Origin of the sequence: Micrococcus sp. HOU01 (assembly GCF_035609305.1) — a bacterium.
In the GTDB taxonomy this organism is placed as follows: domain Bacteria; phylum Actinomycetota; class Actinomycetes; order Actinomycetales; family Micrococcaceae; genus Micrococcus; species Micrococcus luteus.
Window position 1 is genome coordinate 223854 of the sequence record NZ_CP141211.1, and the last position, 26135, is coordinate 249988.

20 protein-coding genes are annotated in these 26135 nt (G+C 68.8%); 8 read left to right on the plus strand and 12 right to left on the minus strand.

The features are described from left to right. Positions 1-8 precede the first annotated feature (8 nt). Together SOY78_RS01050 and SOY78_RS01055 are read right to left on the minus strand one after the other, a co-directional pair. Entirely contained in the window at positions 9-1124 is a 1116-nt protein-coding gene (locus SOY78_RS01050) for a succinylglutamate desuccinylase/aspartoacylase family protein (RefSeq protein ID WP_095353504.1), read from the minus strand. Further along, on the minus strand, positions 1121-1651 hold the full coding sequence (locus SOY78_RS01055; protein ID WP_141842964.1) for an ATP-dependent zinc protease: 531 nt from the start codon (positions 1649-1651) through the stop codon (positions 1121-1123). Before SOY78_RS01055 ends, SOY78_RS01050 begins: the two co-directional genes overlap by 4 nt. Before the next feature lie 27 nt (positions 1652-1678). On the opposite strand from SOY78_RS01055, the gene rimK reads away from it, so the two are divergent. After that, on the plus strand, positions 1679-2914 hold the full coding sequence (gene rimK / locus SOY78_RS01060; RefSeq protein WP_141842962.1) for a 30S ribosomal protein S6--L-glutamate ligase: 1236 nt from the start codon (positions 1679-1681) through the stop codon (positions 2912-2914). Positions 2915-2929: 15 nt separating this feature from the next. Here rimK and SOY78_RS01065 read toward each other — a convergent pair whose 3' ends face one another. Next, on the minus strand, positions 2930-4156 hold the full coding sequence (locus SOY78_RS01065) for an acyl-CoA dehydrogenase family protein (RefSeq protein WP_141842961.1): 1227 nt from the start codon (positions 4154-4156) through the stop codon (positions 2930-2932). Between the two features lie 25 nt (positions 4157-4181). Next, on the minus strand, positions 4182-5207 hold the full coding sequence (locus SOY78_RS01070; RefSeq protein WP_237069392.1) for a CaiB/BaiF CoA transferase family protein: 1026 nt from the start codon (positions 5205-5207) through the stop codon (positions 4182-4184). A 731-nt stretch (positions 5208-5938) separates the two neighbouring features. Here SOY78_RS01070 and dnaB point away from each other — a divergent pair. Further along, the gene (dnaB, locus tag SOY78_RS01075) at positions 5939-7327 is read left to right on the plus strand and encodes a replicative DNA helicase (protein WP_416383414.1); all 1389 of its coding nucleotides are present in this window, start codon (positions 5939-5941) and stop codon (positions 7325-7327) included. Between the two features lie 43 nt (positions 7328-7370). Beyond that, positions 7371-8126 carry a type II toxin-antitoxin system death-on-curing family toxin gene (locus tag SOY78_RS01080; RefSeq protein WP_098471014.1) on the plus strand — a complete coding sequence of 252 codons (756 nt, stop codon included), beginning with the start codon at positions 7371-7373 and terminating at the stop codon, positions 8124-8126. On the opposite strand, the gene SOY78_RS01085 is transcribed toward SOY78_RS01080, so the two are convergent. Both SOY78_RS01085 and SOY78_RS01090 read right to left on the minus strand, forming a co-directional pair. Next, entirely contained in the window at positions 8019-8441 is a 423-nt protein-coding gene (locus tag SOY78_RS01085; RefSeq protein ID WP_135030547.1) for an endonuclease NucS domain-containing protein, read from the minus strand. The genes SOY78_RS01080 and SOY78_RS01085 overlap by 108 nt on opposite strands. Positions 8442-8507: 66 nt before the next feature. Then, on the minus strand, positions 8508-9497 hold the full coding sequence (locus SOY78_RS01090) for a GIY-YIG nuclease family protein (protein WP_152744298.1): 990 nt from the start codon (positions 9495-9497) through the stop codon (positions 8508-8510). A gap of 89 nt (positions 9498-9586) precedes the next feature. On the opposite strand from SOY78_RS01090, the gene SOY78_RS01095 reads away from it, so the two are divergent. Continuing rightward, a complete protein-coding gene (locus SOY78_RS01095; protein WP_237069391.1) occupies positions 9587-10588 on the plus strand; it encodes a GIY-YIG nuclease family protein in 1002 nt (333 codons plus the stop codon). A gap of 152 nt (positions 10589-10740) precedes the next feature. Here the strand turns inward: SOY78_RS01095 and SOY78_RS01100 are convergent. The 3 genes from SOY78_RS01100 to SOY78_RS01110 form a co-directional block, all read right to left on the minus strand. Continuing rightward, a protein-coding gene (locus tag SOY78_RS01100) for an IS3 family transposase (protein WP_324701664.1) occupies positions 10741-11891 on the minus strand; the annotation gives its coding sequence in 2 pieces (ribosomal slippage) (positions 10741-11621 and positions 11621-11891; 1152 coding nt in all). Between the two features lie 253 nt (positions 11892-12144). Further along, complete coding sequence (locus SOY78_RS01105; protein ID WP_237069450.1) at positions 12145-14793, minus strand: DEAD/DEAH box helicase; 2649 nt, start codon at positions 14791-14793, stop codon at positions 12145-12147. A 19-nt stretch (positions 14794-14812) separates the two neighbouring features. Next, a complete protein-coding gene (locus SOY78_RS01110; RefSeq protein WP_324701665.1) occupies positions 14813-16774 on the minus strand; it encodes a site-specific DNA-methyltransferase in 1962 nt (653 codons plus the stop codon). A gap of 113 nt (positions 16775-16887) precedes the next feature. Between SOY78_RS01110 and SOY78_RS01115 the strand changes: the two genes are divergently transcribed. The 3 genes from SOY78_RS01115 to SOY78_RS01125 all read left to right on the plus strand — a co-directional run bounded on the left by SOY78_RS01115 (position 16888) and on the right by SOY78_RS01125 (position 20305). Then, positions 16888-17700, plus strand: coding sequence for a GIY-YIG nuclease family protein (locus SOY78_RS01115; RefSeq protein WP_196773867.1), 813 nt, complete (start codon positions 16888-16890; stop codon positions 17698-17700). 82 nt (positions 17701-17782) lie between these two features. Beyond that, a complete protein-coding gene (locus SOY78_RS01120; RefSeq protein ID WP_237069448.1) occupies positions 17783-19357 on the plus strand; it encodes an ATP-binding protein in 1575 nt (524 codons plus the stop codon). A gap of 96 nt (positions 19358-19453) precedes the next feature. After that, positions 19454-20305 (plus strand): GIY-YIG nuclease family protein, encoded by an 852-nt coding sequence (locus tag SOY78_RS01125; RefSeq protein ID WP_237069447.1) that lies wholly within the window; start codon positions 19454-19456, stop codon positions 20303-20305. 774 nt (positions 20306-21079) lie between these two features. Here SOY78_RS01125 and glpK read toward each other — a convergent pair. The 3 genes from glpK to SOY78_RS01140 all read right to left on the minus strand — a co-directional run bounded on the left by glpK (position 21080) and on the right by SOY78_RS01140 (position 25182). Then, complete coding sequence (gene glpK, locus SOY78_RS01130; RefSeq protein WP_324701666.1) at positions 21080-22612, minus strand: glycerol kinase GlpK; 1533 nt, start codon at positions 22610-22612, stop codon at positions 21080-21082. Positions 22613-22706: 94 nt separating this feature from the next. Beyond that, positions 22707-23429: an MIP/aquaporin family protein gene (locus tag SOY78_RS01135; protein WP_145951259.1), complete on the minus strand. Its 723-nt coding sequence runs from the start codon at positions 23427-23429 to the stop codon at positions 22707-22709. A 13-nt stretch (positions 23430-23442) separates the two neighbouring features. After that, the gene (locus SOY78_RS01140; RefSeq protein WP_145951258.1) at positions 23443-25182 is read right to left on the minus strand and encodes a glycerol-3-phosphate dehydrogenase/oxidase; all 1740 of its coding nucleotides are present in this window, start codon (positions 25180-25182) and stop codon (positions 23443-23445) included. A gap of 313 nt (positions 25183-25495) precedes the next feature. Between SOY78_RS01140 and SOY78_RS01145 the strand changes: the two genes are divergently transcribed. Beyond that, complete coding sequence (locus tag SOY78_RS01145) at positions 25496-25945, plus strand: hypothetical protein (protein ID WP_141843699.1); 450 nt, start codon at positions 25496-25498, stop codon at positions 25943-25945. Positions 25946-26135: the final 190 nt, after the last annotated feature.

Here is a 26135-nt window from a genome sequence, read left to right on the forward strand (position 1 = left end):
GCGGCTGCTCATGCGTCCCATCCCCCGATGTGCACGAGGGCGTCGCCGCGGTGCACCAGGGGTGCCTCGGTGCGGCCGATGACCACGCCGGTCAGCTCGGCCTTCACGTGCGCGAGGCGGCGGCCGAACGAGTTGTAGAGCGCGCCGATCCGGTCCCCGGCGCTCACGCGTTCGCCGAGGGAGACGTCCAGGTGCACGAGGCCGTCCGCGCGGGCGCGCACCCACGTGGACTGCCACACCAGGTAGGGGGCGTCCTGCTCGCCGTCGACGACGTCGGGGTGCACGGCGGCGGTGTCCTCGCCGGTGGCGTCGGTCGCCTCGGGCACGTCCGTGGTCCGCTCCTCGGGGACCTCGCCGGGCAGCGGACCGGGGGCGTCGACGACGGCGTCCGGCCCGGGCTCGGTGAGCCCGACGTCCGTGGGGTCCACCATGTCCAGGGCGGCGAGCACGCGCAGGACCCCGTCCACGCCGGGGGCGATCGCGTACTCGTCGAACCGCCAGGCCTCACCGGCCTCGTAGAGCAGCACGCGCGCGCCGGTCTCGCGGGCCGCGGCGCGCAGGGAGCCGTCCCGCAGGCGGGCGTGGAAGAGCACGGGCGCGCCGAACGCCTCGGCGAGCGCACGGGTCTGGGGGTCCTCCAGGTCGCAGCGGATCTGCGGCAGGTTGGAGCGGCGGTCCGCGCCGGTGTGCAGGTCGATGCCCACGGTGCAGCGGCCGATCACCTCGGTCATCATCAGGTGCGCGATGCGCGAGGCCAGCGAGCCCCGGGCGGAGCCGGGGAAGGAGCGGTTCAGGTCGCGGCGGTCCGGCAGGTAGCGGTCCCCGGCCATCACGCCGAGCACGTTGACGATGGGCACGGCCAGCAGGGTGCCGCGCAGGTGCGTGGGCTGCAGGCGCTCCAGGACGCGGCGGACGATCTCGACGCCGGCCACCTCGTCCCCGTGGATCGCGGCGGAGACCCACACGGTGGGCCCGTCCTCGCGGCCGTGCAGCACGTGCACGGGCAGGGTGACGTCCGCGCCGGTGACGAGCTGGGAGATCGGCAGGGACAGCTCGTGGCGGCGGCCGGCCGGCACCTCGACCCCGCCGAACGCGAAGGGGGCGCGGGCGGGGCGACGGCTCACGCGCGTCCCCGGTTCCGGCGGCGCACGCCGCGCGGCGGCTGCCCGCCCACGTACGAGGCGGCCGGGTCCACGAGGAGGCCGCCGGCGGCCAGCGCGGTGCGCCCCACGAGCATGCGGAAGCCCATCTCGTCCCGGTGGGTCAGGGTCACCTCCGCCTCGATCGTGCGGCCGGCCAGGGTCAGCGGCATCACGACGACGACGCGCTCCTGCGCCTCGCCGTTCGAGGAGCGGACCGTGCGCAGGTCGGCCACCGGCAGCTCGGCCGTCCGCGCGTCCGCGGCCGAGGTCTGCCACGGGTGCACCTCGAACCGGACCCACGCGGCGCCGTCGCGGGTGAACCGCTCGATGCCGAAGGCGTGGAGCGCCGAGGTGCGGGCACCGGTGTCGATCTTGGCCTTGATCCAGGGGGTGTGGGCGGCGGGCAGGCCGACCCATTCGCGCCAGCCCACCAGACCCGGGCGAGCGGCGCCGTCGTCGGTGGGGGGCACGCCGTGGGAGGCCGGGGCCGTGTGCTTAGATTCAGACACGCCCCTCATCCTCCCAGGAAAGAGGTCATGAAGCTCGCCATCCTCTCCCGTTCCCTGCGCGCCTACTCGACGCAGCGACTCAAGACCGCGGCGCTCGAGCGCGGCCACCAGGTGAAGGTCCTGGACACCCTGCGCTTCGGCATCGACCTCAGCTCGGACGAGCCCGATCTGATGTTCCGCGGCCGCCCCCTCTCCGGCTACGACGCCGTCCTGCCGCGCATCGGCAACTCGGTGACCTACTTCGGCACCGCCGTGGTGCGCCAGTTCGAGCAGATGGACGTCTACACGCCCAACACGGCCGCCGGCATCATGAACTCGCGGGACAAGCTGCGGGCCACCCAGATCCTCTCCCGCCACGAGATCGACATGCCCGCCACCGTGTTCGTGCGCAACCGCGGCGAGGTCTCCACGGCGATCGACATGGTGGGCGGGGCACCCGTGGTGATCAAGCTGCTCGAGGGCACCCAGGGCATCGGCGTGATCCTGGCGCCGACCAAGAAGGTGGCCGAGGCGATCATCGAGACGCTGCACGGCACCAACCAGCAGGTGCTCATCCAGCGGTTCGTGGAGGAGTCCAAGGGCACGGACATCCGCGCGCTCGTGGTGGGGGACCGCGTGGTGGCCGCGATGCGCCGCCGGGCCCAGGGGGACGAGTTCCGCTCCAACGTGCACCGCGGCGGCACCGTGGAGCGCGTCGAGCTCTCGCCCGAGTACGCGGAGACCGCCGTGCGGGCGGCCCACATCATAGGCCTGCGGGTGGCCGGCGTGGACATGCTCGAGGGCGAGCACGGTCCGCTGGTCATGGAGGTGAACTCCTCGCCGGGGCTGCAGGGCATCGAGGCCGCCACGGACCTGGACGTGGCCGGCGCGATCATCGACTACGTGGCGGACCAGGCCGGCTTCCCGGACATCGACGTGCGCCAGCGCCTGGCCGTGTCCACCGGGTACGGGGTCGGTGAGATCACCGTGCACGCCGGCTCCGGCTGGGTGGGCCAGTCCATCGAGGACTCCGGGCTGCTGGCGAAGGACCTGCAGGTGCTCACCCTGCACCGCGGCACCTGCGTGTTCCCCAACCCCGCGGACACCAAGGTCCTCGAGGAGGGCGACCGGCTGCTCTGCTTCGGCAAGACCGAGAACATGCGCGCCCTCATCCCCGCCCGCGCCCGCCGCCCCAAGCGCGTGCGGAAGCTGCCGGCCACCCCGATCCTCGCCTCCGTCGCCGAGGAGGCCCCGGCGCCCGAGGCGCCCGCCGACGACGCCTGAGCCCGGGGGCGGGGCTCAGCGGGCCGGGGCGAACGCGCCGATGCCCGTGAGGTGCCGGCCGAGCGCGAGCTGGTGGACCTCGTCCGTGCCCTCGTAGGTGCGCACGGACTCGAGGTTGTTCGCGTGCCGCAGCGGCGAGTGCTCCAGGGTGATGCCGTTGCCGCCGAGCATCTCGCGGGCCTCCCGGGCGATGCCGATGGCCACGCGGCAGTTGTCCAGCTTGCCGGCGGAGATCATGGCGGGGGTGAGCGGGCCGGCGTCCTTGGCGCGGCCGATCTGGTGCGCCAGCAGGTAGCCCTTCCCGATGGCCACGGCCATGTCCGCGAGCTTGGCCTGCGTCAGCTGGTGGGAGGCCAGCGGCACCCCGAACTGCTGCCGCTGCATCGCGTAGTCGAGGACGGCGTCGAAGGAGTCGCGGGCGGCGCCCATCGCACCCCAGATGATCCCGTAGCGGGCCTCGTTGAGGCACTGGAAGGGGCCCTTGAGCCCGACGGCGGAGTCGGCCGGCAGCATCGCGGAGGCGGGCACGCGCACGCCGTCGAGGTGGATCTCGCACTGCACCGACGCCCGCATGGACAGCTTCTGGGGGATCGCCTCGGCGCGGAAGCCGGGGGTGTCCGTGGGGACCACGAAGCCGCGCACCCCGCGCCCGTCGCCGGGCTCGCCGGTCTGCGCCCAGATGATCGCGACGTCGGCCAGCGTGGCCAGCCCGATCCACCGCTTGACCCCGTCGAGCACCCAGTCGCCGCCGGGCTCCTGGCGGGCCGTCGTCGTCATGGAGGCCGGGTCCGAGCCGGCGCCCGGCTCGGTGAGGCCGAAGCAGCCGACCGCCTCGCCGGCGGTCATGCGCGGCAGCCACTGCGCCTTCTGCTCCTCGGAGCCGTGCTTGTGGATCGCGCCCATCGCGAGCGAGCCCTGCACGGAGACGAAGGTGCGCAGGCCGGAGTCGCCGGCCTCGAGCTCCTGCGCGGCGAGGCCGTACTCCACCGCCGAGCGGCCGGGCATGCCGTGGCCCTCGTAGGGCATGCCGAGCACGCCGAGACGGCCCAGCTCGGGGACGATCTCGCGCGGGAACACGGCGTCGTCGTACCAGCGGGCGATGTGCGGGCGGATGTGCTCGTCCACGAAGCCGCGCACCTGCAGCGCGACGGCCTTCTCCTCGGCGGAGAACAGGGAGTCCAGGCCGACGACGTCGGCGCGGCCGAGGAACGAGTCGGCCTCGGCGTGGAACGGGGTGGTCATGGCGGGGGTCCTCTCTGCGGGGTGGTCAGTGGGCGTCGAGCCAGGTGTTGACGGCCGCCGTGTCCGCGCCGAGCGCGGGCGGCGCGTGGCGCGGGTGCGCCACGGGCGGGTCCCACTGCACCGGGTGGCGGAACTGCCGGCCGGCGGGGGCGCCGGAGCGGTCCTGGACCTCGACGGTCGGCTCGAGGCCGAGGGACTCGGCCAGCTCGACGCCCTCGGCGACGGTGGACACGAGGCCGACCGGGAGCCGCTCGGCCTGCAGCACGTCCCGCCAGTGAGCCGCCGTCTGCGCCGAGAGCGCGTCCCGGCACGCCAGCAGCTGATAGGGGGCGATCGAGGGGTGGTCGTTGCCCATCCGCCGCGGGACGACGCCGGCGCCGAGCCATGCCTGGCCCTGGTTGGCGAGCGCCCCCTGCAGCGAGGAGAGCAGGTTCAGCCGCAGGTGGGCGCCCTCCCCGGTGCGCTCGCGGCGCAGCAGGGCGGCGAGCACGCCGGCGGTGAGGTCCTTGGCCGTGAGCACGTCCACCAGGGCGACGCCCGCCTTCATCGGGGCGTCCGGTTCGCCGGTGATGCTCATGAGCCCGCCCGCGGCCTGGACGATGAAGTCGTAGCCGGGCAGGTCCCGGCCCTCGCGGTCGCCGAAGCCGGAGACGGCGGCGTAGACCACGGACGGGTTCTCCCGCGCGACGTCGTCGTAGCCCAGGCCGAGGCGCTCCATGGTGCCGGGCTTGAGGTTGTGGACCACGACGTCGGCCCGGGCGGCCAGGGCGGCGGCCCGCCGCTGGTCCTCGGGGTCCTTCAGGTCCCAGCCGACCGACTCCTTGTTGCGGTTCACGGACTCGAAGTAGGTGGCGCCCGTCGCCGAGCGGGGCGGGGCCCAGCCGCGGGTGTCGTCGCCGCGCTCGGGGTGTTCCACCTTGATGACGCGCGCCCCGAGGTCCGCCAGCGTCATGGTGGCGAGCGGGCCGGCGAGGACGCGGGAGAAGTCGGCGACGAGGACGCCGTCGAGGGGGAGCGAGGCCGGGGAGGGGGCGGTGGTGGCCGGGGGCACGGCGGGCTCCTCACTGTGGCGGACGACACGACGACGGGTTCCACCCAAGCACCGTGCTCGCGTTCCGTCCAATGACTCTGGGGCGGGTCACTGACGTGCGTGAGTCATCGGTGCCGGGCGGTCCGGGGCGGCCGGGAGAGGTGGGCGCGGGGAGGACCTGGGGCCGCGCGCAGAGGCTGTCAACTTCGCCGTCCCCAGATCCGTGCACCTTGTCCACAGGAGTTGTCCACAGATGTGGAGGGTGTGGACGATGGTGTGGATAGGCGTGTACCAGGCCGTGTGATGAGGGCGCAAACGAGGGTGCTGTCAAGTCCCGCGGCCGGGGCCAAAGGGGGGTGGAGAATCTTCCTCCACAGCGCTGGGGATCGCATCGTCCCAGGTCAGAGCCGGATTCTGGGACTGGCCGAGCGGTTGTCCCCAGCGTGGTCCCCAGGCGATCCACACGACACGCCGCCGAATCCACACGTTGTCCACAAGGCCTGTGGGAAACGCGGTTGCCCAGCCTCCACGGCGCGCGTAGGGTCCCGTGGTATCCCCAACGCGAGGGCGGGTATTGGCCACAGGTGACCACTGACAGGCGCGCATCCGCTCGGACCGTCGCCCCGGGGACCGTCGCACCGTCCGCCTGCAGGAGGGTGCGGCGGCACGGGCGGTGACAACAGAGGAATCAGGGCCGGGAAGACCGGCGAGGGCCGCCGTCGTGCGGGCTGTGGGAAGGGAGTCTCCGGACGTTGACTGAGAACTACGGAGACTCGGGCTCCTACGACGGCGGCCGTTCCTCTGAACGCTTCCTGCCGCCCCAGGACGTGGAGGCGGAGCGCTCGGTGCTGGGCGGCATGATGCTCTCCAAGGACGCGATCGCGGACGTGGTGGAGCTGCTGCGCGGCCACGACTTCTACCGGCCGAGCCACGAGATGATCTACGAGGCGATCATCGACCTCTACGGCCGCGGTGAGCCCGCGGACGCCGTCACCGTGGCGGACCTGCTGAACAAGCGGCAGGAGCTGAGCCGCGTGGGCGGCCCCGCCGTGCTGCACGAGCTGATCCAGTCCGTGCCCACCGCCGCCAACGCGAGCTTCTACGCGGAGATCGTGGCGGAGAAGGCCGTCCTGCGGCGCCTCGTGACCGCCGGCACCAAGATCACCCAGCTGGGGTATCAGGGCGACGGCGAGGTCGAGGAGATCGTCAACGAGGCGCAGTCCGAGATCTACAAGGTGGCGGAGAACCGCCAGTCCGAGGACTACGTGCGCCTCGCGGAGATCATGGAGCACGCCGTCGACGAGATCGAGGCGGCCGGCAACCAGGGGGAGGGCCTGACGGGCGTCCCCACCGACTTCTACGACTTCGACGAGCTGACGCAGGGCCTGCACGGCGGGCAGATGATCGTGATCGCGGCGCGCCCGGCCGTCGGCAAGTCCACGCTGGCGCTCGACTTCGCGCGGGCCGCGGCCATCCACCACAACATGGCCACCGTGTTCTTCAGCCTCGAGATGGGCAAGAACGAGATCGCCATGAGGCTCTTGAGCGCCGAAGCGACGATCGCGCTGCAGGACCTGCGCAAGGGCACCATCCGGGACAACCAGTGGTCCAAGATCGCCGCGACCGTGGGGCGGCTGAACGAGGCGCCGTTCTTCATCGACGACTCCCCGAACATGACCATGATGGAGATCCGCGCCAAGTGCCGGCGGCTCAAGCAGAAGAACAACCTCAAGATGGTGGTGCTGGACTACCTGCAGCTCATGAGCTCGGGCAAGAAGGTGGAGTCCCGTCAGCAGGAGGTTGCCGAGTTCTCTAGGGCGTTGAAGCTGCTGGCCAAGGAGCTCGACGTGCCGGTGATCGCGTTGAGCCAGTTGAACCGCGGGTCCGAACAGAGGACGGACAAGCGGCCGCAGGTGTCCGACCTGCGTGAGTCGGGCTCGATCGAGCAGGACGCGGACATGGTGATCCTGCTGCACCGCGAGGACGTGTACGACAAGGAGTCCCCGCGCGCCGGCGAGGCCGACCTGATCGTGGCCAAGCACAGGAACGGGCCCACGAAGACGATTGTGGTGGGGTTCCAGGGACATTACAGTCGCTTCAGTAACCTCGCACAGGATGGTGGGGGTTCGGGCGGATTTTAGCCCGCCGGAGCAATTTTAGCCGTTTTATAATTCGGAGGCCTACGTGAAGTACCTTGACGAAGAAGAGATTATCACCATTCGCGAGAGGCTGGCCACGGGTCCTCTCGCTGGACAAGACTTCGGAGCCGTTAAGGCACTGCGTCCAAACGGGTTGGCGAGTGCCGTGGCTCGACAAACGACCGGATTGGGATCAGCGTTTAAGTACACTGACGTTTTAGACGTCGCGGCCACGCTTTTCTATGGAATGGCCCTGAACCACCCATTTGAGAATGGAAACAAGAGGACTGCGCTGGTCGTTCTACTCGTTTTCCTGCAAAGAAATCGAATCCTTTTGGTGGGTGCCAACGAGGATGAATTATATGAGATGTCGACCCAGGTGGCTGGCCACACTTTCCAAGGGGGCACCCCCGAGACCCACGATGTAGACGAAGAGGTTGCAAAGATCAGCGCCTGGCTTAAGACACGTACGCGGGCGCTTGAGAGAGGGGATCGCAGTCTTAAGTTCAAGGAATTCAAGTCTCAGCTCGAGGGACTCGGTTGTGAATTCGAAAAGCCCAAAAACAACTTTATTAAGGTCAGAAGGTCCGTTGGTGGGGCAACCTATACGGCGAAGCTGGGCTACCCGCGCCCGGACTTCAACGTGGGAGTGGCGGATGTAAAGCGCGTCAGGGCGAATTTAAGACTTGACGAGTCACACGGTTATGATTCTGGGGCGTTCTATGAGGATGATCTTGAGGCCGTGGTTGATAAATTTGTTAACGAGCACCGACTGGTCTTGGAGAGGCTTGCGCTGACCTAACACGCCGAGGTTTGGCAACTGTGAGCCCTTTGATAGCGGAGGTTTCAAAATCTGGGCCACCACCTCTCGGGGCGTTCGATCCCTCTTCAGCTCGAGGACGTGCAGATTGCCCTCGACGTCCATTGCGAGGATGTCGATGCGGGTGCCGTATGGCGTGGGCACCTCTCGTCCGATCACCAGCAAGGGCTCGCCCAATATCGTGGGGTCCTCGGCGAGGAACGCCTGCAACTGGGCCTCGGACGACATGCTGGTGTGAGCCAGAGGGCGCGGGGTCCCGCCATCGCCCATCCGCCACATCTTCATCTCGACGGGCATGGTGTTTACTCCTCAATCAGCTACACGGACTCGAATTTCATCCAATGACGAGCCAGGGTGAGCCGCTTAGTCGTTCCCGGCCGTGGCCCACCCGTCCAGCACGTTCCCGATGTGGTCGAACGCCGCGTCGGCGAGGGCCCAGCTGTGGGCTCGGGAGAACATCGCCCGTCCCTTCCGCAACTGTGAGAGAGCCAGCTTGCGTGCGGCGAGGAGCACTGCGGGGTGTCCGAGGAGAACGCCGATGTCCTCCCACCCGTGGACGGTGGCGCTCCACACCGGGCCGGTGGTCCGGTAGGTGTTCCGAGAGAAGAGGGGGCGGAGTTCGTCGTCGATCTCCAGGGAGTCGTGGACGTTCAGGACCATGGTCTGCTCCCACTCGCCGTCCTCGGTCCGGTCCTCGTAGAGGTACAACATCTCCACGTTGTGGATGCTCAGGGTCGCGAACCGGCGGTGGTTCCGTGTGCGGTTCGTGGAGGGCCACGCGCTGAGCACCCAGCCGCGCCCTTCCGTCTCCGTGGGGAGGGGGATCACGTAGTACAGGTAGCCGGCGATCGAGTCGACGGCCTCTGCGAGATGCGGGTGGGCTCGGACCGGTTCAGGGAGGCGTCCTCCGTCCGCGCCTCGTCGGGCGCGGGCCTCAACGATCCGCTGCGGGGCGATCTCCCGCTCCGCGGTCAAGGGATCGTCCCCGATCCACCTGGCTTGTTCCTCCTGGGTGACGATGAAGTCGAGGGGGGAGTCTCCGAACGGTTGGGCGAGCAGCGTGCGGTTACGAAGGCGGACGCCCGCGCGTCGCTTCTCCGTGATCATGTCCTGTTCGACCCGATCCAACTCCTCCGGAGGCACCGGGGTGAAGTTCACGGCCACGATGTCCTGCCACCGCCGGCGGTGGCTCGCGAACCGGGTGGCGGGATGGATGCTTTGGCCCACGTACTGATCCCCGTTCGAGAACTCGAGGACGTAGATCCCAGGGCCGACGCCGTCTTCGAAGATCAGCGAAGGTGCCAGCCCTGCTGGGGTCTCCCAGCGGCGGAAGGGCAACGGGGCGGAGACCATGGGGCCATGATGCCGCGCTGTGGCGAGCGGGGCACCCTGAGCACAGCTGTGGGGCGCTAACGCGTCCGGATGTTCGCCATCATGGAGCCATGACGTACGAACTGACGCCGGCGCGCCTGGAGGCGACCGTTCAGGACGCGGTGCGCACTCTGGGCCGCGGGCCGGTGTTCGAGCTGCATCTCTTCGGAGACGTTGGCCCGGAGTGGGGCGTGACCGGTTGGTCGGAGGAGGGCGGCCCTGTCCCGGACGCCCCAGGCCTCTACGCCGTGTACGCGAAGGACGTGTCCCGTGTGCGTCGAGAGCTCGGCCCGGAGGTGCCGGTGGGGGAGGCCGGCCTGCTGTACGTCGGCAAGGCCGAGCGGAGCCTGGCCGCCCGGGACGTGCGGCAGCATTTCGGCACGGGCAAGACCGGCCGGTCCACCGTGCGCAGGACGTTCGCAGCGCTGCTGGAGCACTCCGCGCTCCTCTGGCCGGTGCTGCGGGCCGGGGGCAAGCCTTCCAGCAAGAGTCCGGCGACCTTCGACCTCAGCGAGCGCTCGGAAGAAGCGCTGACCAGGTGGATGGTCGACCACCTGGTCCTTCGCGTCTGGGTGCCCGAAGTGCCCGTGGCCCTCGGTGACGTCGAGAAGCACGTGATCACGGCGTGGCGCCCGCCGCTGAACCTCACCCACGCAGGCCCCCGCCCCCACATCAAGGCGGCTCGAGCCTGGATGGTCGCACTGGCCGCTGCGCAGGACGAGGAGCAGCCGCAGGCGGACTGGGAACCCGCGACCCTCGGCGACCTCTTCCGTGTGCGCCCCGAGCAGTACGGGCTCCGTGGGAGCGTCGGGCTCTGGACCGAACTGCGGGTGCGGTTCGCGAGCGAGCCGATGCCAGCGTCGCGCGCCGAGCTGCAGGGCCTCGTGGAAAGCGCCATCGAGGAGATCCTGGCCGAGGCCATGCCCTACGACCGGGAGAGCGTGCACATGGTCCGATACAACGTGGGCGGGATGAGCCAGGGGCTCGTCCACCTGCCGTGGTGGCGGGAGACCGCCGTGCCGATGATCCTCGGCCGCTGGCAGAAGTGGGCCGATGCAAGGAGAGCTGGCTGACGGGCACAGAACTCGGCTTACAGTCGGTTCATCCCTCGGCGGCCTCGCCGCGGGCGTCACTTTGACCCTGCCCACGGAGCGGCTGTGCCCGGTGTCGTGAGAGCGCTCGGCGCGATTCTTCGAGAAGCGTCCACGACGGTGAGCCGCCCCCTTCATTCGGTCCGGACGTTCTGTGAGTCGTCGGTTTCCATTTGATGGGTGCACTGCCGAGCGTACTCGGCTGGGGTTAGGTAGCCGAGCGAGGAGTGCCGGCGGTGGTGGTTGTACTCGTCCTTCCAGTCGCCGATGATGACCTGTGCGTGCAGCAGCGAGTAGAAGCTGTTGATGTTGAGGCACTCGTCGCGGATCCGGCTGTTGAACGACTCGACGTACCCGTTGCGCCACGGCGAGCCCGGAGGGATGTAGGACAGGCCGGTGCGGGTGCCGGCCCAGTCGACCACCGCCTCGCTGATGAACTCCGGCCCGTTGCCCGACCTGAGCACCGCCGGGGCGCCCCGGGCGGCGACGAGGTCCTCGAGGTGGGCGGTGAGTCGGTCGGCGGTAATCGAGCGCTCCACGAGCCCGCCGATGCACTCCCGGGTGTGTTCGTCGACGATCGAGCAGATCTTGATCGGTCGTCCGTGCTCGTCGGCGTCGAACTGGAAGTCCACCGCCCACACCACGTTCGGCGCGTCCGCCGTCGGCGCGTCGACGGTCGAGGACCCGACGCGCTTGCGTCGACGCCGCTGCGGGACCCGGAGCCCTTCGTCACGCCACAGGCGTTGGATCTTCTTGTGGTTCACCACCCACCCCTCGGCGCGGGCGTCGTGATACGCCCGCCGATACCCGTAGCGGGGATGGTCCTTCGCCCAGGCGCGCAGCCACTCCCTGAGCGCCCGATCCGGGTCCGCGACCGTGTCGCCCTTGAGCGGTCGCCGGTACGCGGAGCGGCTCAGCCCGACCAGACGGCACGCCATCCGTTCGCTCACCCGCAACTTGCGCTTGAGGTGATCGACGGCGGCGCGGCGCCTGTCCGGGCTTAGAAGTTTCCCTCAGCCAGCTCCTTGAGCGCGGCCTTCTCCAGCTCCGCTTCCGCGAGCAGACGCTTCAGGGTCGCGTTCTGCTTCTCCAGCTCCTTCAGGCGCTTTGCGTCGTCGGCCTTGAGGCCGCCGTACTGGTTCCGCCACCGGTAGTACGTCTGCTCGGACACCCCCAGCTCCCGGCACACCGCCGCGACGTCCTGACCATCGGCGAGCATCCTGTCGGCCTGCCCGAGCTTACGGACAACCTGCTCGGGGGTGTGACGCTTCCTGCTGTTCGTCATGATCTGACCAGTCTCCCTGCCCGCGACCGCGGGCAACAGGACGACTCTCATAACGACTGGACCTACGAAACGGGGTCAGCCCAGCCGGTCAGGCCATCCATGAAGTAGATCTCAATGGTGAACATTGCGTCCCCTTCTTGATTGCCGGGTCGGCCCATAAACGTAGGTCCGGCACCGACGTATTAAGGGGCCCGGAGCTCCTAAGTGAGGACGTCCTTGTCTCTGGGTCTTGCGGTCGTCATCCGAGCCTGGCTCAGAGTTGACTCAGAAGCTCAAAGAATTTGCTCATCGTGTGAGCTCCTTCGAGGGGCGCCGTGTCATCCTGGAAGACCATGTAGTAGCGGACGTCCGGGCCGGCCAGTTCGGCCCACTTCTGGCCGAGCCGGAGCTTCATGCGGGAGTCGTCGTTCTTGAGGTGTGCACCCTTGGGCTCAACTGCGACCAGGTGACCGCGCGTAGTCATCACGAGGAAATCCGGGTAGTGGTTGATGGGGCCGTTGATGCAGAAGCCTCGGCGCTCGATGTTGCGGTGCCACCACCGGACGTTGCTCATCGCCGAGAAGCGAGTGGCGAATTCGACCTCGTCCTTGTTCATGCGGTCTTCGGCTTCGTAGAGGGAACCGCCGATGGTGGTCGTCGCGTCGACGGGGTTGATGGTCTCCGGGAGGTAGTAGGTGAAGTCCACCCGAATCCGGCCGATTTCGAGGTCGTCCTTGAACTTCTGGGCCTTGTGCTCGTCCAGGAAGCCATTGATCTTGCGCTGGATGAGCTCGGCCGCCCTCTGGGGGTGTTCAAGGTAGGCGGCCATGGCTGTGGCATCGAAGTTCTCCACCACCTGCGCGACGTACGCGCGAAGGTCGGCATCGCGAATCGCATTGATGGGCTTCAACCTCGTGAAGATGTCCCCTGCGGCACTTCGCCTCTGCGCGTCGAGATCGAGGTTCCCAAAATGTTCCCGCATGATGCGCTGATCCTGAACGCTCATTCGGAAAGCGCGCGGGACATCCTTGGCGGAGCGGACGTCGATCTGAAACATCTGCTCATCCACCGTTAGGTTGATTCGCGTGTCCTTGCCTCGCAGGGTGAAGCCGGCGCCCAGCGCTTCGTGGTGGAGTGCCACCAGCCCGCTCTCCATCTCGGAGAAGAGAGCGCTCCCTTCCTCCGGGGTCACGAACTGTGGCAATGCGTACCCGGCGAACTCGTCGGCGAGCTCTCGGAACATGTGGCTGCTCACGACGGCGTCCTCCAGTTCCGCAGGCACTATGGGCGCGTTCGTGTGAGCGGCCGCGTCAGCCGCTCTGCCATAGGAGGCCTCGCGCTGCTGCGCCTCGGCGAGCAGGGATGAGACTCCGGACTGTGCAGCGCCCTCCGACGATGATGAATCCTTGGTGTTCAACCGAGTGGAGATCTGCTGCTCATCGAACTCCAGGAACTCCTCGGTTGTGGTATCAGGAGCGCTGTCTGGCAGCTGGTGGCCCCGGTCTTCCTCGGGATCGTCGACGGGCCTGGGTTCCGGGACGATCGCCGTGTCAGGAACGTCAACGGCGCGAACGTCGTCCTTGCTGAAGCCGGCGGCGTTCAGGCCGGAGATGATCTTGGTGAGGGTGTCGTTGAAGTCGCGGGAGGACGTCAGCACATAACTCATGTTGAGGAGAGGGTTGCTGAAGCGTGTCGCGTGAGGCTGTCGGAGCACCCGGCCGAGGACCTGCTCGACATCCACCTGGCTCGTCTTGTTCGCCAAGGACGCAAGGACATAGGCGAAGGGGCAGTCCCATCCTTCCTTGAGGGCGTTGACGGTGATGATGTACCGGATCTCGCACTCCGGGCTGAGGAGGTCCACGCCGCGCAGCTCGTTGACCTCCGCGGTCTTGATGGCGATCTGCGCCGCCGGGATGCCGGCCGCCACCAGCTTGGAACGAAGGCGTTCGAAAGAAGTGGCGTCCTCGCGGGCTTTCGGCTGAGCCTGGAACAGTGCGATGGGACGTACATAGCGGCCGTCCTGTTCGCGCACTTCGCTGGCGGCAGTCTCCAGCGACTGCCGTAGGTCGATGGTGTCCGTGATCACGTCCGTCTGCGATGCGCGGTTGTAGGCGACCACGGGGAGCTTGACCATGTGCTCGGCCTTCAGTTCGAACGCACTGACGTAGGAGATGACGTTGGCCTGCTTCTTGGGGGTGGCGGTGAGCTCGAGGATGAAGGATGGGTTGAAGTTCCCCAGCATCTCCAGGCTGAGACTGCTGGTCGCGTGGTGGGACTCGTCGACGATCACGATCGGATTGAGTTGATTGATGACCTGGAACAGGGCGCTCTGATCCGCGGTGGGAATCGGCTGTTCCGGCACTCCCAGTGCTGTGCTGAAGGGGATGAGATTCCCATTGGCCTGGTAGGCCTTGCGGCCATCCTTGCTGCGTGCGCGGAACGAGTCGTAGGAGAGCACCATCACGCTGAGCTGCTCGGCCACGGCGACCGGATTGAAGTTCTGCCCGGCGAGCAGTTCCTCCTTGGAATACACGTGGACGCGCCCGCCGAAGTCAGCGTCGAGCTGGCGCCGGTAGGGATGCGTAGGGTTCTTCAGCGCGGCCAAGGTCTGCGTGAGGATGGACTCCGACGGTACGAGCCAGACGACCGCCTGGTGGCGCGCTGGGGGCAGGGACTGGAAGATCGGCTGGGCCGACGCACACGCCAGCAGGGTCTTGCCGCCGCCCGTGGGCACCTTGTAGCAGACCTGGGGGACGCCCTCGATGGTGTTCTGGTATCCGGCGGCCCCACCTTGGCCGACGGTGACCCCTCGCGTCGCCCAGAACGACCGGAACGCGCCCTCCAGGGAGCCTTCGCGGCTCAGATGTTCCAAGTAGTCCTTGAGGTCGGCGATGACCCGCTTCTGGTACTTCTTCAGTTCCATCGTTGTCCTTTCCTGCCCCTCACAGGCGGGCGATGTCCCGCGGGATCTTCTTGAAAGTGACGCCATGCGTCGCCAGCTGCCCCTCGGGGAGGACACACACGTCAGCGAAGACGACGTACGCCTCCGCCCGGCACGTGGTGGGGATCGAGGCGAGGTAGGAGCGGTCCAGCACCGTGGTCTCCGAGGCGTCGTAGGCGAAGAAGTAGGACACCCCCGCGTGGGTGCCGAGGAAGTCAGGGTGGACCTTCTCAGCGCCGCCCTGGTACGGCTGTCCCGTCGAGGTGAACCAGATGTACTCTCGCAGTCGCTCCAGGGGCAGGATCGGGTTCAGGTCTCCCTCGCGCAGAAGGGGTTCACCCAGCTCGTAGTAGGAGAACGACCCGCCCGTGCCGGAGACGTCCTGCTCGTGCTCCTGGATGGCGACAACGCGGACGGAGGGGACGCCGGTCTTTCCCGTGACGGTGGTGGTGACCTTGGGACGAGACACCTTCGTATAGGTGCCGAGTGCCTCCTCATACACCTTCATGGCTTCCGCAAAAACGTCTGCGCCGCGCTTGACGGTGGCGACCGTGAGCTTCTGATCGAAGAGGACATGTTCCTGGGACCGGGTGCCCTTGTATCCCCGGATGGTGCGACGCACCCGCTCGGCGGTGACTGTCTCCGCGTAGTCGCCGAGCTCCACAAGGATGAAACGCCGCCCCCCGCCGTCCCGGGCATTCACGTTGAGGACGGCCTGGCCGGTGGTGCCAGACCCGGCGAAGGAATCCAGGATCAGATCACCCGGCTTCGACGCGATCGCGAGCACCCGCTCCACTAACCGGGAGGGCTTGGGGGTGTCGAAGGCGACGCGGCCGTTGAAGATCGCGCGGATCTCCTTCTTGGCCTCGTCCGTATGGCCAGCCTCCTGGTGGGTCCAGAGGTTGGTGGGAAGAAGGCCGCCGACGGCGTCCAGATAGGTCTTGCGCGCAATCCCACCCTGCCCGTTGCGAGTGAAGAAAAAACGCGGCCAAGGACCTTTCTCGTAGACGGTCTGGGCGTCCTGGCGGGCCTCTGCGAGCGGCTTGGCGAGCACCAGGGCCGGGACACCCGGCTTGACCTTATCTGGGCTGATCCCACACACGCGGGCGCGCTCGACTGCGTCGTTGAGATCCTTGAGCTCATAGTCAGTCCACCCTGCCATAATGCGCATGACTTCTGGCTGTTCAAAGGTCCAGCATCGCCCCTGAGCGGGGTAGACCAGCTCTCCCGTAAAGGGGCTCTGGATGGCGTACACCATGCCCTGGTGAGTTGCCGCACCGGGCGCGGTGGCGTTGTCGGTCCGCCATGCGCTGACATCATTGTCAGGGTTCTTGTATTTCGAATCCATCGAGGCGGTTCGCGACAGGGTGTTGGGCTTCCAGTCCGGTTCCTTGGAAAAGGCTAGTAGGTGCTCCACTTCGGCGGGGATGCCCTTGGAGTTGTTGCGGGTGGCGTAAGTGCGCTGCCAGGAGATGTCTGCGATGAAGCAACGCGCGCCGAAGATCTCATCGCAGATCAGGCGGAGCGCGGCAACCTCATTGTCGTCGATCGAGATGAAGATGGCACCGGTGGGCGCGAGCAGGCGGTGCAGCAGCCGGAGCCGGGGGTACATCATGCACAGCCACTTGTCGTGACGGGTGAGGTCCTCACCCTCCTTGCCTACGACGTCCCCCAGCCACTTCTGGAGGCGGGGGTCGCTGACGTTATCGTTGTACACCCAGCTCTCGTTGCCGGTGTTGTAGGGCGGATCGATGTAGATGCAGTCCACGCGTCCCTCGTAGCGAGGCAGGAGGGCCTTGAGGGCCTCGAGGTTGTCCCCATGGATGATCATGTTGGGGGAGTCGTTGTCCGTCTCGCTCTGGCCGACCTCGTCGAACGAGTACTTCCGGTCCAGCACTCGCAGGGGAACGTCGAGATGGTGGGTGATGACCTTGTCTTTGCCCACCCAGGTCAGCTCGGGCATGAGTGTCCTCTCTTCGCATGCGACCGCACGTCTTGGTCCGACTGCCGACACCGTACCGGGCCTGGCAGACACAGTAGCGGGCACCGCTCATGAGCAACCCCTAGGCTCGAGCCATGGCAGACATGACCTGGCGGAAGGCGATCCTCCGCGCCCTCAACGACCTCGGCGGCGAGGCGCACTACGCGGACATCGCTCAGGAGATCATCGACCGCGGATACCGGTCGAAGGACAGCATCGGTGCGACGCCGGCCAACACGGTGGCCGCCAACATCTCCATGCACCTCAAGGAGCAGCTGCTCAAGGTCTCACCTGGCCGCTACCGCCTCCTGGATGAGAAGCCGTCGACGACGTCGCTGGCGGGGGATGCCGACCAGCCGGTCGCGCAGCCCCCGTCGGTGGCTCCAGGCGAGGGAGCCGCCGACGACGACATGGGCCTCATCAACGCCTTCGGCATGTTCTGGCGGCGCGAGGAGGTCCACTGGCAGGGCAAGGCCACCCGCCTCCGTGGTGTGCAGCAGGACGGGGCAACTCCCACGGACTTCGCAGGACAGGCCGGGGTGTACATCCTCTACGACGGCAACCGCGTCGTGTACGTCGGCAGGGTGACCGCCACTCGCCTGGGGCACCGTCTTGCGGAGCACACGCGTGACCGCCTCTCCGCGCGGTGGGACCGCTTCTCCTGGTTCGGGGTCCGCCCCGTCGAGGAGAACGGCACCCTCGGAGCGGTGCCGGCAGCCGGGATCGGCGTGGACACCCTCATCGCCACGATGGAGGCGTTGCTGATCGAGGGGATCGAGCCCCCGCAGAATCGCCGCCAGGGTGACGGCTTCAACGCTGTGGAGTTCATCCAGGCGGCGGATCCCGACATCGAAGAGCGGCGGCGAAGCGAACTTATCGGCCACCTGCTCTCGCGTGGGGGCCGATGAGGAGCTGGCGGTCGGCGTCTTGGCGGAGGGGTGATGGGGACTCGTCAGCCCGACACTGACACCGTGACTTACAGTTGTCACTGTGAATTGGTCATCTGACGCTCTGACGGCCACCCTCGAAGCCCTCCGCGCGCGTCGTGGCGACACCACCTCGGTCGAGGTCGAGCGGGCCACGGGCGGCGTCCCCTCCATGCCGGAGACGCTGGGCGCCTTCGCCAACATGCCCGCCGGTGGAACCGTCGTCTGCGGCGTCGACGAGGCGCACGGCGAGTTCCGCGTGGTGGGCGTGCCCGACGTCGCCGTGCTGGAGGCGGGGCTCGTGGCCCAGGCGCGCGAGGCCGTCACGCCCAGCCCGACCCTCCTGCCCCAGGTCTTCCGCCTGGACGGGAAGGACGTGCTCGTCGCCCACGTGGTGCCCCTGCGCCTCACGGACCGGCCCGCAACGGTGCGAGGGCAGGCCTATCTCCGCCAGTCCGACGGCGACTACGTGATGCACGCGCACGAGCTGCGCATGCTGGAGGTCGCCAAGCTCCACGCCGACGAGCGCGTGGACTACGACGTCAAGCCCGTCACCGGGATGAGCGAGGAGGACCTGGTCCCCGAGCTCGTGACCGACTACGTGGCGGCCGTGCGCGAGCGGGACCGCCGCCTCCGCGACCGCACGCACCAGGAGATCCTCCGCCAGACCAACGTCCTCACCGCCGCCGGGGAGCCCACCCTGGCCGGCCTCTACGCCCTCGGCGACTACCCGCAGGGCCGCTATCCGGGGCTCACCGTCACCGCCGCCGTCCAGGTGCGCGGCGGAGAGGGGCAGGCGCGCAGCCGCAACCTCACGGACTTCACCGGCCCCGTCCCCGTGCTGTTCGACGAGGTGATGGCCTGGGTGCGCCAGAACCTCGGGACCGAGCACGTGTACCGCCCCGACGGTCAGCTCGAGCGCCGCCCCGAGCTCCCGCTCGCCGCCGTCCGTGAACTCCTCGGCAACGCCCTCGTGCACCGCGACCTCGGCCCCGACACCCTCGGCGCGGGCAAGGCCATCCAGGTGCGGCTCACGGACCGGGCCCTGTTCATCCAGAGCCCGGGCGGCCTCCGCGGAGTGTCACTCACCCAGCTCGAAAGTGACGAACACGCCCAGGCCGCCGTCAATCAGCGGCTGTACCAGATCGCCAAGAAGCTCACGACGCCGGACGGCGCCTCCGTCATCGAGGGCGAGGGCGGCGGCATCCACGAGGTGTTCCGGTCCGCTCGTCAGTGGGGGCTGGGCCGGCCCCAGCTCATCGACACGGGGGTCCAGTTCAAGGCCCTCCTCTGGCGGCCGCGGCCCGACGAGGCTCGGCCGCATCGGCGGGAGCCCGCCGTGGAGGTTGCGCGGACACCCCCCGTGGAGGAGGTGCCCGACGTGAAGGCGGATGCGCCGTCATCGGCCGTGCCGCCCAGCTCCGCGCCCACCCGCCACGAGGGGCGCGTCCTCGGTGCCCTGGCCGCGGGGGAGGCGGTGGGCATCCGCGACCTGGAGGAGGCCACCATGCTGACCGCGCGGCAGATCCGCTACGCGCTCCGCCAGCCGCTGCTCGACGGGCTGGCGGAGATGACCGGCGGTCAGGGCCACAAGGACACCCGGTACCGACTGGTGTCGGCCAGAGGGGCGGGAGACTGACACTGCCGCTCTTGAGAGCCCCCCTTGGTGGTCGACTGTGAGTCTGAAGTGTCAATCTGTCGATGTGGATCCGTCCCATGAGCAGAATGAGGTCCTATGCCGCACTCTGATCCGGTTCCCGAGCCGTTCGTCCTGACTCTCGGGTCGGTGCTCGACGCCGCTGGCCTGGACCCGCACGAGGTTCTTGCCATCCGTCACACCTACAAGGAGTCGGGGCTGCCATCGCGGGCGGCAGCCACTCCGGAGCGCGTGCTCGCCTACACGCGGGAGCAGCACCACGTGGGGAAGTTCCCGAAGGAGCCTGCCCGCCACTGGCTCATCTTCATGGGGGAGGGCGGGCGTCGTTCTCGCCTCACCGCCGTGTACGAGAACCGCGGGGAAGCCGTGGCTGAGCGCACGGAGCGGCACCGGTACTACGACGTTGCGCCGGTGCCGCTGCTGGCCTCCCTCGAGGAGCGCCTGGTGGTGGAGTGGTCCGCAGATCCCGTGAACTGGGCCAAGCGCGGCCCCCTGGCGGCGCGGTTCCCCGTCCTGGAGATCGCCGACCCCACCACCGAGGCGTTCCCCGGCTTCGACCACGTGCTGCTCAGCTACGGGGACCTGCAGTCAATGGTGGCCGAGACCCGCTACGCAGGCTGGCGCACTGCCCTGCAGGCCGTACGCGGGATCTACCTGATCGCCGACGAGACCGCGGGCCAGTGCTACGTCGGCAAGGCCGACGGCGAGGGTGGTGTGCTCGGACGGTGGGCGGCCTACGCCCGTGACGGGCATGGTGGGAACGTCGCCCTCCGGGATGCCCTGGAGCTCGACCCCGCCCAACCGGAGCGGTACACGTTCAGCCTGTTGCGCGTGTTCGGCTCCAACACCCCGCAGGCCCAGATCGACGCCGCGGAGAAGCACTACAAGGAGGCTCTGATGACGCGCCGGTTCGGACTGAACCGGAACTGAACGGACTTCGTTGTCCTGGGGGAGAGGGCGAAGGTCAGACGGGGGATGGATTGCCCGCGCCGAGCCTCGGGGAAGAGGACAAGCGCGCCATCCCGGCACTGCAGCCATCGCTGAGTTCCTCGAATGTGACTGCCCACGAGCACACGGGGCATCTGCAAGCCGCCCGCATTGATGTCGTCGCGCGGGCGGGTCTGATGGGTGTGAACGGCCCACCCGGAACCGGCAAGACGACGATGCTCCGGGACATCCTGGCGTCCAACGTCGTCGAACGAGCACGCCGATTGTCGGCGTGTGAGAACCCATTCGACGCCCTCACCGAACGCACCCATGAGTGGACCGGCTAGGGCAGGATGCGACGACGGGCGCGCGAACTCCGGCCCGAGGTGGCCGGCCTCGAAAAGGTGGTGGCCTCGGCGAACAACGCGGACGAGGAGAACCTCTCCGAGGAGATTCCACATCGGAGCGCCACCAAGGACGGCCGACACGTGGATGCGGACTACTTCGCCTGCCTGGCCACCGCCGCCTTGGGCGGAAGCGGCGGGGGAAGAGGACGCCCTGGGTGAGGACAGCTTGACGTCGGAGCAGCCGGGCACCTCGGGCCTGGCCACTGCGCCGATGGCAACGGCACCGACTCCGCCCTGCTCCGCGCGCAGGCGGCCGACGAGGGGGTAGTGCTGCACGGGGTCCTTCCGGAGGGGGCCGGACCGGCCCGGACCGGCCCGGACCGGCCCGGGGCGCACGGGGCCGGCCGGACCGACCTACGGGCCGGACGGCTCAGCCCTGGGCCGCTACGACGTCCTCGTCGACCCAGTCGCGGGAGCGTTCCACGGCCTTCTTCCACAGCCGCAGGGCGCGCTCAGCATCCTCCTCGTCCATGGTGGGCTCCCAGCGCTTGTCCTCTTCCCAGTTGGCCACGAGTTCGTCCTGGGACGCCCAGAACCCCACCGCCAGGCCTGCGGCGTAGGCGGCGCCGAGGGCGGTGGTCTCGATGACCTTGGGGCGCACGACGGGCACGCGCAGCAGGTCCGCCTGGAACTGCATGAGCAGCTCGTTGGCGACCATGCCACCGTCGACCTTCAGTTCGGTGAGGTCCACGCCGGAGTCCGCGTTCATGGCGTCCAGGACCTCGCGGCTCTGGAAGGCGGTGGCCTCAAGCGCTGCGCGGGCGATGTGCCCCTTGTTGACGTAACGGGTCATGCCCACCATGGCTCCGCGGGCCGTGGCGTCCCAGTGCGGGGCGAAGAGGCCGGAGAACGCGGGGACGAAGTACACGCCGCCGTTGTCCTCCACACCGGCGGCAAGGGTCTCGACCTCCGGGGCGCTGCCGATCATCCCGAGGTTGTCCCGCAGCCACTGGATCAGCGAGCCGGTGACGGCGATCGAGCCCTCCAGCGCGTACACCGGCTTCTGGTCGCCGATGCGGTACGCCACCGTGGTGAGCAGGCCGTTGTCCGAGTGCACCGGCTTCTCGCCGGTGTTGATCAGCATGAAGTTGCCGGTGCCGTACGTGTTCTTGGCCTGGCCGACCTCGAAGCACGCCTGGCCGAAGGTCGCCGCGTGCTGGTCGCCCAGGATGCCGGTGATCGGCGTCTCGCGCAGCAGCTGCTGGCCGGACACGGTGCCCACCTCGGCGGAGGAGCTGACGATCTCCGGGAGCATGGACATCGGGATGCCCATGTCCGCGCAGATCTCCTCGTTCCAGTCGAGGGTGTCCAGGTTCATCAGCATGGTGCGGGAGGCGTTGGTGACGTCGGTGACGTGTCGGCCGCCGTCGCCGCCGCCGGTGAGATTCCACACGAGCCACGAGTCCGTGGTGCCGAAGATGAGGTCGCCGTTCTCGGCGGCCTCCCGGGCACCGTCCACGTTCTCCAGGATCCAGGCCACCTTGGGGCCGGAGAAGTACGTGGCCAGGGGCAGTCCGACGCGCTCCTTGTAGCGGTCCGCGCCGTCGTCGCCGGCCAGGCGCTCGCAGATGCGGTCGGTGCGGGTGTCCTGCCACACGATGGCGTTGTACACCGGCTTGCCGGTGTTGCGGTCCCACACCACGGTGGTCTCACGCTGGTTGGTGATGCCCACGGCGGCAACGTCGTGTCGGGTCACCTCGGCGCGGGCCAGGGCCTCGCCGATGACCTCGCGGGTGTTCGTCCAGATCTCCACCGGGTCGTGCTCTACCCAGCCGGCGCGCGGGAAGATCTGCTCGTGTTCGCGCTGACCAGTGGACACGATGGCCCCACTGTGGTCGAAGAGGATCGCGCGCGTGGACGTGGTGCCCTGGTCGATGGCCATCACGTAGCGGGGGGTGGTCATGTCCTACTCCTTCGTAGGTGGTCACGGGGGTGTGGGGGTGGCGGGCACGTTCCCGCAGGGGAACGTGCCCGCCGGGGTTGGACGGGCAGACCGCTCAGACGAACAGCGGCGCGGCGAGGCCGGCCAGGGCGGCGCCGACGAGCGGGCCGACGATCGGCACCCAGGAATAGCCCCAGTCCGAGCTGCCCTTGTGCCGGATCGGCGCGACGGCGTGGAACAGGCGGGGGCCCAGGTCTCGAGCCGGGTTGATGGCGTACCCCGTGGGGCCGCCCAGGCTCGCGCCGATCGCGACGACGAGCAGGGCCACCGCGAGCGGGCCGAGCCCGGAGGGGGTGGAGCCGAAGAGCAGGATCACGAACACCAGGACGAACGTGGCGATCACCTCGGTGACCATGTTCCACAGCGGGTTGCGGATCTCGGGGCCTGTGGCGAAGGTGCCCAGGATCGCCCCCTGATCCGTCTCCGCCTGGTAGTGGTCGCGGTAGGCCAGCCAGGCCAGGGCCGCGCCGAGGAAGGCGCCGATCAGCTCCGCCGCGAAGTATGCGAGCGTGGTGCCGAGGGTCACGGCGATGCCGGGGGCGTACTCCTCGGCGCCGCTGACGAGCAGGCCGACGGTCACGGCGGGGTTCAGGTGCGCGCCGGTCGCGGAAGCGACGTAGACGCCCGCGAAGACAGCCAGGCCCCAGCCGAAGTTGATGAGCAGCCAGCCTCCGCCGTTGCCCTTGGTCTTCGTCAGGACGACGTTGGCGACGACGCCGACGCCGAGCAGGATGAGCATCGCCGTGCCGGCGATCTCATACAGGAAGATCGTGCCCATGGACGGGCTCCTTTCAGTGGGTGGGGGTGGCGTCGGCGGCTGCGAGTGCGGCGGCGGCGGTGACGTCGTCGTGGGCGGTCTCGCCGCGGAGGCGGGCGGCGACGAGGCTCTTGTACGCGCGGATTTCACCCGCGATGCGCTCGTCATCCCAGCCCAGCTCGGGGGCCACGAGGGACGCGATCTCCTCGGCTGCCGCGACGCCGCGGTCGCGGACCTCGGTGGACAGGCGCGTGCGGCGCTCGATGACGTCGTCCAGGTGGACGACGCCCTCGGCCCGGGCCGCGTGGACGATCTCGGCGCGCAGGTAGCGCGGCGCTTCGGCGAGAGGGACGCTCAGGGACGGGTCTGCGTCGATCAGGTCGAGCACGTGGCGCAGCACGGTGCCGTAGCGGAACAGGAGCCGGTCCACGCGGGCCTCGTCCAGGCCGTAGTCGGCGGCGATGCGGTCCGCCTCCGCCTCGATCTCCGAGTAGCCGAGGCCGCCGAGCACGGGGATGCGCTCGGTGAGGCTGGGACGGGTCGGGTGGGTCTCGCGCACCACGAAGTCCACGACGTCCTCGGCCATGGCCCGGTACGTGGTCCACTTGCCGCCGGCCACGGCGGTGAGGCCGGGGGCCACCTCGGTGACGGTGTGCTCACGGGAGATCTTGGTGGAGCCGCCGTCGGACCCGGTGACCGGCTGCAGCAGCGGCCGCAGGCCGGCGTACGTGGCGATCACGTCGTCTCGCGTGAGGTCCTCCTTCAGCACCGCGTTGGCGTGCTCGAGGATGTAGTCGATGTCGTCCGCGGTGGCGGCCGGATGGGCCACGTCCTCCGCCCACGGGGTGTCCGTGGTGCCGATCACCCAGTACTCGTCCCACGGGATGAGGAACAGCACGGACTTCTCCGTCTTGGTGATCACGCCGGTGGCGGCGTCGGCGCGGATGCGGTCGCGGGGCACGGTGATGTGGGCGCCCTTGGAGGCGAGCACCTCGAGGCCGCCGTCGGCCTCGGCCAGCTCCTGCTGCTCCTGGGTCCAGACGCCCCCGGCCAGGATGACGGCGCGCGCGTGCACGTCGAACTCCTCGCCGGAGGTCTCCTCGCGGACACGCACGCCCTGCACACGGCCGTCGTCGCCGCGCAGGTAGCCGGTGACGGCGGTGTAGTTGGCGGCCACGGCGCCGTGGTCCACGGCGGAGCGCACGAGCATCATGGCCAGGCGGGCGTCGTCGAACTGGGCGTCGGCGTACTCGACCGCGCCGACGATCTTCTCGTCATCGAGGGAGGGGAAGGTCGCGGCCATGGAGCGGCGGCTGAGATGGCGGTGCGCGCCCATCGCGCGGCGACGTCCGAGCGACTGCATGGCGTCGTACATGGTGACCCCGGCGCCGATGAAGCCGCGGTCGATCACCTTGTGGAAGAACGGGAAGACGAAGCGCAGGGGGCGCACCAGGTGGGGCGCGGTCTGGGTGAGCAGCAGGTCGCGCTCACGCAGCGCCTCGTACACCAGCTTGACGTCCAGCATCTCGAGGTAGCGCAGGCCACCGTGCATGAGGCGGGAGGAGCGGGACGACGTCCCGGAGGCCCAGTCGCGGGCCTCGACGATGCCCACGTCGAGGCCGCGGGTGGCCGCGTCGAACGCGGCGCCCACGCCGGTGGAGCCGCCGCCCACGATCAGGATGTCGAGGGGGGCCTCCGGGCTGGTGGCCCGGAGGCGGGCGAGGTGATCCTCCCGCGTGGCGGCGGAGAGGGGGACGGTTCGCAGGGTCGGCATGGAGGGGTTGCTCCTTTATCGGTGGAGGCACAGTGTAGTGGCGTGGCTCACGATACCTGGTGTCATATCACGAGATCCGGTATCAGCGCGAGCCGAGGTCCATGATGTCACTCCCGGGTCGCGGGTATGCACGCGTCGGGTACGGTCTCGCGGAACCCGAGCGGCTCGTACAGGGGCACGTTGGCCCGCGTGGAGGTGACCCGTCTCGCACGGTCCCCGGACTGTGGCACCTCACCCTGTTCCGCTGGAACGAGGGCGGAGCGCCTCGGGCGACGCGTGCCCACGGGTGAGGCCCCGCCCCTACACTCCGACCATGGACATCACCGTCGGCGCCGTCGGCCGCGCCTCGCTCTCGGACTGGGAGCAGGAATGCTGCGGTGACCCGATCGCCGTGGGGGAAGTCCACGAGCTGATCCTGCTGCCCTCCCGGGGAGTGAGTCAGGCTGGGCCCCTGGTCTCTGCAGGCTGGGTCGTCACCCATCACGACGACGGCAGCCCCGCCGGGTCGATCCCGTTGCGTCGTGTGCGGGCCGTGGTGAGGGCGGCACACAAGGTGTGGCCCTCGGGGCGGCTCGCCGAGATCGACCGCGTCCCCGGCCACGCTGACCTGACGATCCTTGAGCCAGAGGAGGCCACCGGCCTCGGCTTGGGGGAGGTCGTCTACGTCGGCGCCTACGAGCCGGTGCTCCCCGAGACTCCCCGCCCTGACGAGTGGCTTCTCGACCTGGAGATCCTCGAGGACCTCGGTCCGCACACCTGGTGAGCCTCGCGAGTCCACCCCCTCACGGTCTCGAGCTGCATGGGGTGAGCGTAGAAGTCCGTTCGGCGGCACGGATTGCGCCCGACACGCCGACCTCGGTGCGCATGGATGCGAACGTTCACATCACCGCATCCCCACGCCTCTCCACGATGCGCACGTGGGGGATTTCTCTTTCGCCACGGGGCCCGAGGCG

Bases quoted from the DNA above. Each gene is read 5' to 3' on its own strand.
- rimK (WP_141842962.1), top strand. From the start codon at position 1,679: ATGAAGCTCGCCATCCTCTCCCGTTCCCTGCGCGCCTACTCGACGCAG.
- SOY78_RS01065 (WP_141842961.1), bottom strand. From the start codon at position 4,156: ATGACCACCCCGTTCCACGCCGAGGCCGACTCGTTCCTCGGCCGCGCC.
- SOY78_RS01085 (WP_135030547.1), bottom strand. From the start codon at position 8,441: ATGCCCGTCGAGATGAAGATGTGGCGGATGGGCGATGGCGGGACCCCG.
- SOY78_RS01090 (WP_152744298.1), bottom strand. From the start codon at position 9,497: ATGGTCTCCGCCCCGTTGCCCTTCCGCCGCTGGGAGACCCCAGCAGGG.
- SOY78_RS01095 (WP_237069391.1), top strand. From the start codon at position 9,587: ATGACGTACGAACTGACGCCGGCGCGCCTGGAGGCGACCGTTCAGGAC.
- SOY78_RS01105 (WP_237069450.1), bottom strand. From the start codon at position 14,793: ATGGAACTGAAGAAGTACCAGAAGCGGGTCATCGCCGACCTCAAGGAC.
- SOY78_RS01110 (WP_324701665.1), bottom strand. From the start codon at position 16,774: ATGCCCGAGCTGACCTGGGTGGGCAAAGACAAGGTCATCACCCACCAT.
- SOY78_RS01115 (WP_196773867.1), top strand. From the start codon at position 16,888: ATGGCAGACATGACCTGGCGGAAGGCGATCCTCCGCGCCCTCAACGAC.
- SOY78_RS01125 (WP_237069447.1), top strand. From the start codon at position 19,454: ATGCCGCACTCTGATCCGGTTCCCGAGCCGTTCGTCCTGACTCTCGGG.
- glpK (WP_324701666.1), bottom strand. From the start codon at position 22,612: ATGACCACCCCCCGCTACGTGATGGCCATCGACCAGGGCACCACGTCC.
- SOY78_RS01135 (WP_145951259.1), bottom strand. From the start codon at position 23,429: ATGGGCACGATCTTCCTGTATGAGATCGCCGGCACGGCGATGCTCATC.
- SOY78_RS01140 (WP_145951258.1), bottom strand. From the start codon at position 25,182: ATGCCGACCCTGCGAACCGTCCCCCTCTCCGCCGCCACGCGGGAGGAT.
- SOY78_RS01145 (WP_141843699.1), top strand. From the start codon at position 25,496: ATGGACATCACCGTCGGCGCCGTCGGCCGCGCCTCGCTCTCGGACTGG.